The organism is Paenibacillus sp. F4 (assembly GCF_002894905.1).
GTDB classification, from domain to species: Bacteria; Bacillota; Bacilli; order Paenibacillales; family Paenibacillaceae; genus Paenibacillus; species Paenibacillus polymyxa_B.
This window is the reverse complement of the sequence record NZ_POVS01000006.1, coordinates 1-13,092: the sequence shown is the minus strand read 5'-3', so window position 1 is coordinate 13,092 and position 13,092 is coordinate 1. Positions and strand designations below refer to the sequence as shown.

The 13,092-nt window shown below is 43.1% G+C and carries 12 protein-coding genes and 1 pseudogene; 2 read left to right on the top strand and 11 right to left on the bottom strand.

What is annotated here, in order from left to right; translation table 11 throughout:
- Positions 1-402: 402 nt before the first annotated feature.
- Positions 403-738: a hypothetical protein gene (locus C1T21_RS02555; protein ID WP_103047084.1), complete on the top strand. Its 336-nt coding sequence runs from the start codon at positions 403-405 to the stop codon at positions 736-738.
- A 563-nt stretch (positions 739-1,301) separates the two neighbouring features.
- Here the strand turns inward: C1T21_RS02555 and C1T21_RS27710 are convergent.
- The 8 genes from C1T21_RS27710 to C1T21_RS02515 all read right to left on the bottom strand — a co-directional run bounded on the left by C1T21_RS27710 (position 1,302) and on the right by C1T21_RS02515 (position 9,542).
- Positions 1,302-1,877, bottom strand: coding sequence for a methyl-accepting chemotaxis protein (locus tag C1T21_RS27710; protein WP_258012343.1), 576 nt, complete (start codon positions 1,875-1,877; stop codon positions 1,302-1,304).
- A gap of 16 nt (positions 1,878-1,893) precedes the next feature.
- Positions 1,894-3,021, bottom strand: coding sequence for a methyl-accepting chemotaxis protein (locus C1T21_RS02545; protein WP_258012342.1), 1,128 nt, complete (start codon positions 3,019-3,021; stop codon positions 1,894-1,896).
- Positions 3,022-3,591: 570 nt separating this feature from the next.
- Positions 3,592-3,933 carry an IS110 family transposase gene (locus tag C1T21_RS27705; RefSeq protein ID WP_258012341.1) on the bottom strand — a complete coding sequence of 114 codons (342 nt, stop codon included), beginning with the start codon at positions 3,931-3,933 and terminating at the stop codon, positions 3,592-3,594.
- A gap of 130 nt (positions 3,934-4,063) precedes the next feature.
- On the bottom strand, positions 4,064-4,618 hold the full coding sequence (locus C1T21_RS02535; protein ID WP_103047082.1) for a DUF1700 domain-containing protein: 555 nt from the start codon (positions 4,616-4,618) through the stop codon (positions 4,064-4,066).
- Positions 4,611-4,955 carry a PadR family transcriptional regulator gene (locus tag C1T21_RS02530; protein WP_103047081.1) on the bottom strand — a complete coding sequence of 115 codons (345 nt, stop codon included), beginning with the start codon at positions 4,953-4,955 and terminating at the stop codon, positions 4,611-4,613. The genes C1T21_RS02535 and C1T21_RS02530 overlap by 8 nt, the downstream gene beginning before the upstream one ends.
- A 159-nt stretch (positions 4,956-5,114) precedes the next feature.
- The gene (locus C1T21_RS02525) at positions 5,115-6,284 is read right to left on the bottom strand and encodes a serine hydrolase domain-containing protein (protein ID WP_103047080.1); all 1,170 of its coding nucleotides are present in this window, start codon (positions 6,282-6,284) and stop codon (positions 5,115-5,117) included.
- A 489-nt stretch (positions 6,285-6,773) separates the two neighbouring features.
- Positions 6,774-7,001: a hypothetical protein gene (locus C1T21_RS02520; RefSeq protein WP_103047079.1), complete on the bottom strand. Its 228-nt coding sequence runs from the start codon at positions 6,999-7,001 to the stop codon at positions 6,774-6,776.
- Positions 7,002-7,472: 471 nt separating this feature from the next.
- The gene (locus C1T21_RS02515; RefSeq protein WP_103047078.1) at positions 7,473-9,542 is read right to left on the bottom strand and encodes a serine hydrolase domain-containing protein; all 2,070 of its coding nucleotides are present in this window, start codon (positions 9,540-9,542) and stop codon (positions 7,473-7,475) included.
- A gap of 431 nt (positions 9,543-9,973) precedes the next feature.
- On the opposite strand from C1T21_RS02515, the gene C1T21_RS02510 reads away from it, so the two are divergent.
- Entirely contained in the window at positions 9,974-11,251 is a 1,278-nt protein-coding gene (locus tag C1T21_RS02510) for an IS1380 family transposase (protein ID WP_103047077.1), read from the top strand.
- A gap of 169 nt (positions 11,252-11,420) precedes the next feature.
- Here the strand turns inward: C1T21_RS02510 and C1T21_RS02505 are convergent, their stop codons facing one another.
- From C1T21_RS02505 to C1T21_RS02495, 3 genes and pseudogenes are all read right to left on the bottom strand, one after another.
- Positions 11,421-11,681 carry a hypothetical protein gene (locus tag C1T21_RS02505; protein WP_258012340.1) on the bottom strand — a complete coding sequence of 87 codons (261 nt, stop codon included), beginning with the start codon at positions 11,679-11,681 and terminating at the stop codon, positions 11,421-11,423.
- A gap of 47 nt (positions 11,682-11,728) precedes the next feature.
- Complete coding sequence (gene rlmH / locus C1T21_RS02500) at positions 11,729-12,208, bottom strand: 23S rRNA (pseudouridine(1915)-N(3))-methyltransferase RlmH (RefSeq protein ID WP_103047076.1); 480 nt, start codon at positions 12,206-12,208, stop codon at positions 11,729-11,731.
- 134 nt (positions 12,209-12,342) lie between these two features.
- Positions 12,343-13,029 (bottom strand): annotated as a pseudogene (locus C1T21_RS02495) (DNA-binding protein); the annotation flags it as partial.
- Positions 13,030-13,092: the final 63 nt, after the last annotated feature.

Sequence of the window (13,092 nt, the reverse complement as noted above, 5' to 3'; positions counted from 1 at the left end):
TAGAAATCGGGAGAGTGGGTAGGAGTTGGTTTTGAGTGAGGGTCTTTTTTCATAGATAGAAGATAAAAATAACGAGTTACATTTCTACAACATTTTAATCTGCATTAGATATTCTTTTCATAAATAATAGTTAGGATCACTTTAAAAGTATAAGAACCCATGTTTTATTTACTGAAACTCTATCAAATTGATTGTTGTTGTTCAAATTTTATAAAATGAAATGAATTTATTGTATCAATTTATTTGCAGTCTAATAGGCATAATGAAGCTGGAAAATGCGCTGAAGCAATCCTACATTACAAAATTGTGCACAGTAAGCTAAAGACACATAGCGGCTTGCATGAGAGTTATTATGAAGGCTCTGATATACATTGGTATGAGCTATATGGAAAACCTGAATTCATGAATAGCTTCCAACGTATCGTTATGCATATTTCACAGCAATTTATTCCATTAGTAGAAGAGCTGTTATCCAATCCCAATGAATTAGTAGCAGAAGCAATTTCAAATGCAGATTATAAATTTAGCCCCTATTTCTTTTATCGTTTTGGTACACAAGAGCTATTTGAGCAAGCCAAGCAAAACTATTACTCTAACTTAACTGAAGATAGAAAACAACAATTTGATGAATCTGTAGAAAAAATTAAAGTGGATAGGAACAGTCCAATTAGAATCGGAGAAGATTGGGCTTATCTGACTGTGATGAGTGATAACGAATTACCTCGTCCGGCTGATTAGTAACGGTTCTGTGATGCGAAAAAGCGTTCAATCATTTGTCTCGTTTCGTTTGGAGTTCTTAATTGAACTGCCTTTCCGTTTTCATCAAAGGTAAAATGCCCCCTAAATGCTTCCGGCATATCTTGATACTGTTTCTCGACTTGTTGAAGTGCTTTTTCAAAACAGGGATATCCGTATTCTTTAATTAGTAGGGGCAAACAAGCAGACCCGCTTAGTCTAAACTAAGTACGGATCGTGTAACTTTGTGAACTTAGACAGTATTATGAGGCTTCTTGGTCATTAAGTTTATGCTGTCCATACAATCATAACGGTTTTACACTAGCGCCTACACTGTTCTTGACTGTATAGTCCCATCCGATAGTCGTTTTAGTAGTCGCTCCAGGAGCCATATAAAATCTAACGCTTGTGATGATCGCATTGAATGGGAGATACGCATCAACACCTCAGAATAATTCACCATTATCCCCATCTAGAGGTGAGACGGTACGCACGCTTTTCATCAACGAGGGCAGAAAAGGAGCCATCTGTAGTCAGATAGCTCCTTTTCTTATTCTCAGTACTAATTATTCTTGTACAATTCGAAACCTGCTGATCATTTCGCTCACTTGTTGGCTTGATTGTTTCAATTGTTCAGCTGCACTATGCAGATGGGAATACGCTTGACTCTGATCGTTAGAAGCCGAACTTATCTCTTCTGTGGCAGAAGCTGCGTCTCGAGCTACATCGGATATCTTGATAATGGATGAGATGACCTGTTCCCTACTAACATTCATCTGCCCTATATCCCCATCCATCTCTTGAATTGAGCTGATGATTTCCTTTAGCATATCCATAATCGATTCAAATACCGTTCCCGACTCCTGAACAATAAGAGATTGGTCGGAGATAACCACCTCTGTCTGATTCATGACCTGCAACGTTTGAGAAACTTCTGCCTTGAGGCGTGCAATAGTTGTGTTAATTCTCTCTGTTGATTCATAAGTCATGGTCGACAGCTTGCGAATCTCTGTAGCGACGACTGCAAATCCTTTTCCGGAATCGCCGGCACGCGCCGCTTCTATGCTCGCATTTAATGCGAGCAGCTTCGTTTGCTCGGATACTTCATTAATCGTTTGTACGATTGTAGAAATCGTAAGCATCTGTTCTGCCAGGCCTTCAATATGTTGTACGACCAGTTGGTTTGGCTTCTGTCGTTTGGAGATTGTGATCCTGTAATTTCTTTACTTTATCCATGCCGCCTCTTAAAACGATTTCCGCCTCCGAAGACAAGCTGGTCATTTTTTTGTTCCTTACATTTACCTTTTCAATCGTGTCCGATAGCGCCATCGTTTCACGGCTCGTTGCCTCTGTCAAGGACGCTTGCTCGGAAGCACCAACTGCAATTTCATTAATGCCCGACGTCATTTCCTCGCCGGTTGCCGTTGTTTGTTCCGCAATAAAGGTAAGTTCATGAGCCGAAGTATTTACATGGCCAATCGATTGGCTTACTGTCGAAATGAGTTCTTTCATACGAGATACCATTATATTAAAATCAGCGGTTAATTCCCCAAGCTCATCCTGCGAGAAGGCACGTATATCAACGGCCAAATTGCCGTCCGCAATCTCTCGGACACGTCCGCGCAAATAACGGATCGGATGATGGATGGATCGGATGATCAAATAACCAAGCAACGATGAAGCGATCAAGCCTGCCAATGTTAAGAGGATACTGATCAATCGCAGGAAGCTGTATTGTTTTTGTGTGCTGTCCAACATGATTTGATTATCATCGTAGTACAGATCGCCTATGTGATCCAAAGCGTCTTCCATCTGGTCAAACTTTTCGCTGCCCTCCTGATAAGAAAGAAAATTCGCCCTTTCACGGACAGTTGAATCCTTTGACGATAATCCGTCAATCACTTTCTTGGAGACCAATTCATACGCTGCAACCGTCGCTTCGTAGTCTTGAATCAACTTTTCCTCATTATCAAAAATAGTTCCAATTGACTTATACTTATTAAGTTTCTTCTTTGCCGACTCCTTTTGTTTTTCGTAATCCTCCAGTTGTTTCGAAAATTGCTCCGACCCTGGTTCATAACTGTACAGCGATCGTTCTGCCAACAGCATCTGATATAGGTCGACATCCGCTGTACGAATGAGATCAATGACTTCCGCCCTAATACTAAGGCTCTCCTCAAGCGAGGATTGTACCCGCTTCAGATTGTAAATCCCAACGCCTCCGATCACAAGGCTAGTGATTACAGTAACGACGATCGTTAGAATTACCTTGTTCCTGATCGTCATCGTGAACTTCCTACCTCTCATTATGCCTCAATCCCATCTAGTCCCTCTCGAGGTAACATGAAATAATATTCGACATCGTTTGCCAAACACCTTTCTATACATCAGAGGTATGGGGAAATCGTGAAATTGTTAGAAACCAAGAGTCACGCACATCGGATTACGCTTCCAAACCCCATTCTCCCTAGGGAGGGAATGCTTAATTTTTAAATCACAATCGACATACCCTGTCCCTTAATCCTTCGCTTCATTTTGACAGCAAAGGACCCCTCTCCATGGATCGCAGAAGGGTCAGCGGTTAAAAAATGGTGTACTGTATTAGATTCTCTAAACAATGAGGCTTATGGATTTAATAAGTTTAGCCAAAAATTTAGCCATCACTTATGATACGGTTCACTGGAATTAATATTCAACTATCCTGCCCGTTACTTCAATGAAAACTAGGGAACAGCTGCAACGGCAATCTGCTCCCTGGTTATTCCACTAACGTTTCCCGTTAGCTCAATGATCCGGACTTCTACTGGTTCATCGAGAACATAACCTAAACACAAAGTACAGAGTACAGTTTGACCACTAAATATACATAAACACAAAGCTAATCTCCATTTTGAAATGCTCTTTTGCCCAATTGTGATAGCCGCACGACCCGGTATCCCGGCTCATCTCCAGTCGCGAACTCCGATGGCTACGGTGTGCTTTAACGTCCCCTCGGTAATTCATTTCAGCCAAATGCCAAGCATCTGCTGCATCTGTTTTCACCTTACGAAGCTGTGTGCCTTTCGATCGTTTCGCTTGCAGGGGGTTGACGATGTAATGAATCCATCCACTGCGTTTAAGATACCCTACCAGATTTCGATGGTAATGTCCGGTTGCCTCAAGGACAACAACGGGCATTGTTAAGCGATAGGGGGGCATAAGCCCCTGTATAGCGCAGGTTTCCGCTCTCGTTTTGAGAGGGGTAAGGGCTTTACTGCGTGACACACCCATAGTAAAAACGGGGTACGGTTGGTCTATGAATGACCGCCGCGCCCCGTTCTTTATATTATTACACTGTTTTCTTTTTCTGACTAATTGCGTGTATATATTTAATAGTAAGCTTCCATAAGACTTTTCCGAGCCAAAACATTAACACACCAATCACAATAGAAATTGGCAAGAACTGCATTGGGCTTGGTGTAAATGCTCCCATTTCGATTGTTATTCCGGCAATATCATATCCCATAAGATACCCGAAAAATTTAACAATTCCACCTATCAGCGTAATAACTCCACCAATCATTAAAGCAATGGAAAGAGTACTGATGAACGGCAAAAGTAACATACCGCTGACGCCTGCAAAGCTGCTACAAAATGCAAATATTGCGCCGAATTTACGCCAACTAAATTTACTGTTCTTTGAAATGGCTTCACCTAAGTATGCTTTCGCTAATTCTTTTGGGTTTCCTAACCGTTCGATGATTTGCTCAGAAGATACACCATTATTTTGCAATTCGAGCATTACGCTTTTGATTTCTTTTACAATGTCAATACGCTCGGAATCGGACATAGATTTCAAATACTTTTCAATTTTTACAAGATAGTCATTCATAATTTTATCCATAATCTAACTCTCCTTTAATTTCTGATATAGCTGTTAATAAATTATCCCATTCTAAGGACATCGCGTTTAAGTATTCGTTTCCTTTTTCTGTAAGGGTATAATATTTTCTCGGTGGCAAACCCTCTGTACTTTCTTGCCAAGATGAAGAAATATATTCTTCTTTCAATAATCTTCTAAGCAGTGGATAAATTGTATTTTCTTTTGCAGCAATAATAGGATACCGCTCTAACTTACTTATGATTTCATACCCATAATATGGTCGTTGCTTTATTAGCAATAGAATACAAAAATCGAGTGTTCCTCGCTTAATTTGTGATTTCCAATCTTCTACATTCATGTATTGTACCTCCTGCATATATATCGTACAACACAGTACTATATTTATCAATAGTAAATTCAGTACCAACAACCGCCGAACGCAGAGGCTTTTGAACTAGAAAGGTATATTTTTAACTATAAAAACTATGACAAAATTTATCCGTATTTTCCTTTTTTCCTATTTGCTAAATTCAGCAAGTAAAATATTTTTAAAAGGATTAGGACTGTTATCTCTACCCAAACTGTTCAAACTGACGACCAACGTATGCTTGCCTCCAAGTGTACCTCCAGCAATAGTAGAAAACCCTAGAATGCCACCTGTGTGTCCCCATATCGAGACACCGTTTGGAAGCTTAGTTTCAAAGATTCCAAGACCATATCCATCGATTCCTGCTCTTCCTGTAGGAACTGTAGTAAGCATTTGTTTTAGTTGCTGTTCCTTCAGTAATTTTCCACCGAGCAAGGAAGAGAAGAATTTATTTAAATTATCAGCAGTAGAAATCATATCTCCAGCCGAGCTACCTGCACTTGGATTATAATAAGTAACGTCTTTTATCTCACTTGCTTCGTCTGGTTGGGAATATCCCCGAGCATGCTTGGTGCCTGGAATAACGCTTGAATTGCCAGGTAGGAATGTATCCGACAATTCAAGCGGTTCAATAATCCGATTTTCAATCTCTTCCGCGTAGCTGTTTCCGGTTACTTTTTCAATAAGAATACCCAGCAATACGTATCCCGTGTTTGAATAAGACCAGCCCTTTCCTGGGACAAAGTCTGGGGGCAGAGAAATCCCCATCTTCACTATTTCATCAGCCGTATATGATTTTTTTGTATCCATAAAATCAGCGTCTTTTGACCTTGAGTATTCAGCGATACCACTTGTATGGTTCAATATCTGCCGGATGGTAATCTGTTTAGCATTATATCCGTTTCCTTGAATGACACCAGGCAACCATTTTTCGATGGAGTCGTCTAGATTTAAGCGGTTCTCTCCAGCTAATTGAAGTACAACCGTTGCGGTGAACGTCTTCGTCACGCTGCCAATGCGAAATCGAAAATCTGTTTCCATTGGTTTCTTGGTGCTCAGATTCGCTATCCCAGCGGCATAACCCCACGTTTTTCCACCCTCAGAAGTTTTAGCAAGTATCCCCGGGAATCCAAGTTGCAATGTATCCCGCATTGCTTGCTTGACGGAATTATGATCTCGTTGAGTGGTTGTTTGTAACGAACTAGATACATTTTGAGTGGGCTCTGCTTTTACAATTGAGGTTGGCAATGTGTATAGCAGGAAACTTCCAGTTATTAAAAGGGCCAGACTTGCAAATGTAATTTGACTACGTATTTTCATAAGAAATTCCTCTTCTCTATTAATATTGTAAGTTTGTAATCATATTCATAATTTTGTTTTACCAACGCTATTCTGTCCTAACAAGCGGTAAATTCCTCTTTTTTCGCATCCCAGAAATTAATTCTTTTCCTTAAAATACTCTGTTAACTGGTTTGTTTTTCATATATTCGTCATATCTGTTCCGCCTTTCACACCTACCTCCTGCATATACATCGTACAACACAGTACATCAATTATCAACAGTATATCAGATATTTTGAAAGAAATTCAGTATCAACAACCGCCGAGCGCAAGCAGAAACAGCGGAATGTTACGCAATAGGGGCGCATATGCCCGTGTATAGTGCTGGTTTCCGGGCACGTTTTGAGAGGAGCAAGGGTTTTATACCTTTTCCCTCAAAATCATCGTTCTGCTGCGTGACACACCCATAGTAAAAACGGGGTGCGGTTGGTCTATGAATGACCGCCGCGCCCCGTTCTTTTTTTGTGCTTATCGTTCAGTTTCCTTTTGCCGTTCGGCTTCTCTTGGCTGTCGCAAAATCCCATCAATGTTCCGCTTGATAACGTCGTATTCCTTTACCTGCTTTTTTAGTTTCCCATAGTCGGTATACAGCTTTTCCTCTTGAAGCCTTTTGTATTCCGCTTGCAGGACGGCGATGTTCGGGAGCCTGCCGCCGATCTGCGCTGCCTTTAATACTTTGGTGGCTGCTTCATACAAAAAAATACTGCTTTCGTGCCCTGCGCGGTAGCTGTCATTATACTTTGCTCTGCGGTAGCCGTCACACCGATCAGGTCATTACGAAATCTATTAGTATATTTCCACATTTTATTTAACTATTCTGCCCGTTAGCTTAAGGAAGAACCGTCAGTCTTTTTCTAGTCTACAACTTTATTTTCTTCTGACAGCTGATGCAGGATTTCTAGCTTGCTGCGTTCGATTAGGCTAAGATGTGAATAACTCATGGACTGATTCTCCTTGTGTGAATGCTGGTGTTGGAACTTTCATTCTACACGAATCAGGTCATGGGCCATTTTTTTATTGATTTCCAGCAGGTGTCGCACTTCATATTACAATCCGTCAAATGAAGAAAGGATGGTAGTGAAAGATGAAACTGGAAGCAAACAACAAGTTAGTCATGATTGGAGTTTCTGTCACGGTGCGAATGCGGCTGTAACGGCCGATAAGAGATTAAGGAACAAATAGAGCCTTGTCAATGAAAAAGGAGGCTTCTTGGCGAAGCAAAGGTGCTTTGGAGCGGAAATCGACTGAACCGTCAGAATTGGTTATTGTGACTGGATCCGTAACTCCGGCAGCAACAAGCTTGCTTACGGCCTTGATAGCCGATTCATCGGTTTGCCCTGCCAATCGCACCTCATCGCCAAGCGGCCATGGAAGAGGAATGCGCGTTAAGATGACGGCCATTTCTTCCCGAGTTATCGTGCGATCCGGTTCAAATCGGCCTCCGGGCTCCTCCCCCAACCAATGATGCTCGACCGCCGCCTGTATCTCTTTGACCGCAAAATGGTGTTCGATATCCGTGTAACCGGATTTCGATTTGGAGGGCGGATAGCCGACAGCATGCAGCAGCATTGTGATGAATTCCGCCCGGGTCATGGGTGCCTTGGGGTCAAAGCTGCGCCCATCTCTTCCATTGATGATATCCAGCGAATGGAGCTTTTCAATAGACGGTTGGTAGGGGCTTTCTTTCGAGACATCGGAAAACAGCGCTTTTTCCTGCATTTTGGGCGAATAGGCTAACGGTGATTTGGTAGGTCTGTACATATAAGCAATACCGCCATCCTTTTGTTCAAGAAATGCTATTTTCTTCCCGTGGTCATCCATAAACAACAAGGGATCTATCTTTTTCAAAGTAGTCTTGCCATTCCTCAATTTGTATTTGTCTTCCGCTACAAGTTGTCCGTTATTGTACGTAATTCTAGTCACAAATGCCGGGGTATGCAGGTCTCTGTATAATCCGACGTAACGCGCGGCTTGCTGTTCTGTCAGAGGTGATACCGATTCAGGCGTCTCGGTGCTCTTCGGGTAATAATGGTTCATAAAGGCAGCATACAAATCCGAGCGCAATTCGGAATCATTATTATAAATGACGAACAATCCCGTTTTGCGCTCAGGCAGTAGCCATATCCATGAGGCATATCCGGGGATGTTCCCGCCTTTGCCGACGACATACTGACCATTCGACAGTTCATTGAAAATGCTTTCAAATCCATAGCTTGTAATAGGTATGGCCGGATGAGCGAAAACGGAAAACTTGCTCATTCGCTGAACACTTTGTTCGCTTAACATTTGCCGATCTCCGGCCTTTCCTTTTTGCAGAAGCATGACCATGAATTTAGCCATATCGCTTCCGGTGGACAACATTCCGCCCTGAGGCATGTCCGTAGGATAAATGCCATACTCCGGATATGGCGTGCCTTGCTGATCGTAAGCTGTAGCCATTCGGGCTTTAAGCTCTGGGGTTACAAGATCATGGGAAGAATTCATGCCGAGCGGCTGAAAGATATTTTTATCCATGTATTCATGAAAAGGGAGCCCGGTAACTTGTTCCACGGCATATCCCGCCAAAGCAAAAGCATAATCGTCATACTGGTAGGCTTCCCCCGGCGTCCGGACGATGGTTGGCATTCGATCAATTAAGAAATCTCGAAGAGAAGTCTCTTGATTAAGAAGATCGGGCGAGGCGTCATCATCTTTTTCATATGGGAAATCGAACCCAGTCATGTGGGTCAGCATATTTTCCATAGTTAGCGGTTTACCTGTCGAATTGGGTATTGTGATACCTCCGAGATAGGATTGGATGTCCTGATCCAGCTTGATCTTCCCTTGGTCAGCAAGCTGCAGCACAGCCGCAGCCGTAAACGTCTTAGAAATGGAACCGATGCGAAAAACGGTATTGGAATCAACTGGGGTTTTGCTTTCTTTGTTTGCATACCCGTATCCTTTGGATAAAACTACTTGTCCGTCCTGAACGACGACGAACATGGCACCCGGGACATTGAACTTCTTCAAGCTTTCCCCAAAGTAATTGTCCGCGAAGGCCTCCACTTCTTTGGGGTCAACCGGACCGCTTGGAGCAGCAGGAACAGCTGCAGGTTGAATCGCTGTGATTGTTTGCCCCTTAAGAGGGGGCTGTTCCGCACTAACACTATGCCCTCCGACCAAAGCAATCAAGTAAGTCACAGCTAGAGACGTGCTTAGCGTTACAGCGAGCACTTTTGTAACTCTTTTTTTACGCATTAAAAAATTCTCCTTCAATGAAATTGGTATAGGCTGGAAGTGCCCTCTCAGTATAACATGATGGATTATTTCCCCACACAGTCTTCCGTCTAGTTCATTACCTAGACTAAGGTCAAGCAAAAAAGGATCAGACCGCAGCAGCGACCTGATCCTTTGCACTATTGTTTTCAATGCTTGTACTGCGGATAAACACGGCCCTACTCAAGCGCTTCCTGGGGTCCCGCCAACATTTTAACGAAATATACGCTAAGCCTTTGGATGTGGCCGGCATAGCGTTTTTTTACTCCTAAGGGGCCTCCGCATACAATATAGGAAACATTAACCTAAATTTCGAAAGTAACCTTCTATTAAAAAACAAAAAAAGGGCTCAAATCTTTGGTAGAATGGTGTTTGCGAGAACAAAATCACCCAAAGAGAGGAGCACCTTTTAGGTGAAGTCTACCACACCCATCCATAAAATCAAGACCGAATTTTCACTGGATCAGTCCACAAGCATCGGAGGAAGCAAGATCTTCCTCGATTATCTCGAAAAAATTAAACTGAGCCAGGTGCTGCAAATCTTAGCCGGAGGCAAAGCACACAATGCCTTGTTTTCCGTGCATCGCATTCTGCTATATCTCATTGTCGGCTGGGTTCTCGGCTGTGAGCGTCTTTTTCACTTTCGCCGATGGCAAAAGGACTCTCTCCTTCAGCGGTTTCTTGGAGGACGCTGTCCACACCACTCCCTTCTCTACAAAGAACTGGATCGGCTGGGGAAAACCAATCCCCATGTTCGAATGGAACTCCGGCAAGTGAACCTCGAAGTGATCCGGCCTTGTCTGCCTTCCAAGCTCATTCTTGATTTGGATTCGACGGTGGAGACGGTCTATGGCCATCAGGCCAAAGCAGCAAAAGGCGTGAATGCCCATAAACCGGGGCGAAAAAGCTACCACCCCTTGCTCGCTTTTGAGGGACAGTCCCGCCTTTGCCTGAATGCCGTGCTCCGCTCAGGAAATGTTCACTCCTCCACCGAGGCTGTCCCTTTTCTGGAAGAGACCTTTAACCTCTTCGGTCAGCATCAGGTTCTCTATTCCCGGTTTGACAAAGGTTTTGGCGGTGAAGACTTCTATTCCATGTGGGAGGGGCGGAAGATTGGATACGTGGGCAAAATGAAATGGACAAAGCGTTTGGCAACAGAAGTGGCCGCTTGCCGGTACTGGAAACGTTACGTGGACGAAGACTGGATCATTGAAGGCATCGCTCTTGGGTACCAAGCCACGTCTTGGAAAAAGCCTCGGCGGGTCGCCGTGATCCGCAAGGCAAAAGTCGTTGATGATGACCAAGCTTGTCTCCTGCTGGATACCGACTGGGAGTACGAGGCCATCGTCACGAACCTGGATTGGGAATCCATCGATTTGTGGCGCTTTTATAACCAACGCTGTTGTATGGAGAACTACATCAAGGAAGCCAAACGCGGATTTTCCATCGACAAAATCGCCACCGGCTCTTTTGAAGCGAATGAAATCGACCCGCTCGTCAAATTGCTGGCCTATAACCTCTGCGAACCGGTTCATAGGGGCTATACCAATGCAAGGTTTCGTCCGGAATTCTTCCACTGTGCAGCAACGCTGGTGAGTCACAGTCGAACCACCGTCCTCAAACTGGCGAAGACATTCACAAACCGCCACAGCTGGAACCGGATGGAATTCCGCATTGCCCAGCTAGAATGAAGACTTCTAAAATCTAACATGGAAATTCAGATGCCCGGTCTTCTGGGGCGGGGGAAGCTGTATGCTGGAAATCAATTTTTGAATATTCCCCCTGTAAATTATCCCTGATTCTTACAGGTTTTTCGAATGCTGAGTCTCTCGATTCCTTACTGTTACGGGCTTTCGAAATTCAGGATAAAGTGAATTTACTTTTTAACTCATACTTATTGTAATCTTTTCCATTTCCATTAATAATATCTTCTATATCCCATGTAAGTTCTTTGCATTTTTGAATTATATGCCGCTTGTTCAATGAAATAAAAATTGTAACAAGAGCACTGATTGTTAATAAACCCGCAGCAATCGCAACCACAAATGTCAAATTTTGATTAAGTGTATCATTTCTAAATTCACCAATAAGGATACTAAAAATATTATGTACTTTCTCCATATAAAAACCTCGCAATACATTTTTTTCGCAATATTTAAAAATCTCATTTACTTATGATACGGTTCCCCTCGATTAATTTTCACCGCCCGATAAATCTGCTCCACCAGCACCAATCGCATCAGTTGATGCGGCAAGGTCATCCTTCCGAAGCTCAGCTTCTGCTGGGCTCGACTGAGGACTTCGACAGAGAGACCATGACTGCCGCCAATGACGAAGACAACATGGCTTGTACCGTAGGTGCCGAGTTTGTCCAATTCCTCTGCGAGTTCTTCCGAGCTCCACAGTTTGCCGTCGATAGCGAGTACAATGACATGTGCTTCACTTTTCACATGAGCAAGGATGCGCTCTCCCTCTCGCTCCTTGACCTGTCGAACCTCCGCTTCGCTCAGTGTGTCAGGAGCCTTTTCATCGGCTACCTCAATCATTTGAAACTTGATGTATGGTCCCAGCCGTTTAGCGTATTCCTGAATTCCCATGACCAAATACTTCTCTTTTAACTTCCCTACACCTATAAGCTGAATAAACAAATTCCATACCCCTATCTATGTCGAATGATAATGTAAAATCGCATTTACGATCCCTAACATGAAAGGAACCTTTAACATAGTTATTTTAGCACCTGAAACGTCTCTTACCTATCTATTTCCTCTCTGTTACGAGCCTATTCCCTGTTCAAATTATAACGGTCATTATTTACGCTCTTCACAATGAAATGCCTATCCGTTTCGTATTCATCAAGACACTGCATTAGCAGCTGCCGATATTGGCTGATTTGTTCCGCTGTCGCTGACTCACGCAATGATTCGAACAATGCTGTACATTTCTTAAATTGACCATCATTGCCCGACTGATCAGCTAGTTGCATCGCCTGCAAAGTAAGCCCCACTGCATCCTGTAATCTGCCACACTTCCGATAGTACAAAGCCAAGTGAAAGCAGTAGCTATAATAGTAAGATACGTTCTCTGCGTCTTCATAACTCCCGAATTCATCAATCTGCCCTGCAAACGTATGTAAAATATCTCCTACATCCAAATGATACATAAGCGCTGCCTGTAATATGGTATTCAGCCCCGGTAATATTTCCTCTAGATTATCCTGCAAAAAGGCTACGTATTCCTCGACAAGCTCTATACTTCCAGACAAAATATCTACTGCATATAAATTAGTTTTGGCTAAAAACCTGAACTCCTCGACAACCTGATTATCTTCTTCCTTTAGATCCTCCATCCACCCCAGCTCAGCATACTTATAGATACACTCCCTTGCCTGCTCATATGCACCCTGGTTCTGGTGAGCCATTCCACACATCAGGTGACTGAAACCAAAATAGTATACCAACGGACGTTCTGGTCAAGACCCCATTTTATAGACACTGAAAAAAGACCCTAGGCTATAAGCTGCTTCCGATAC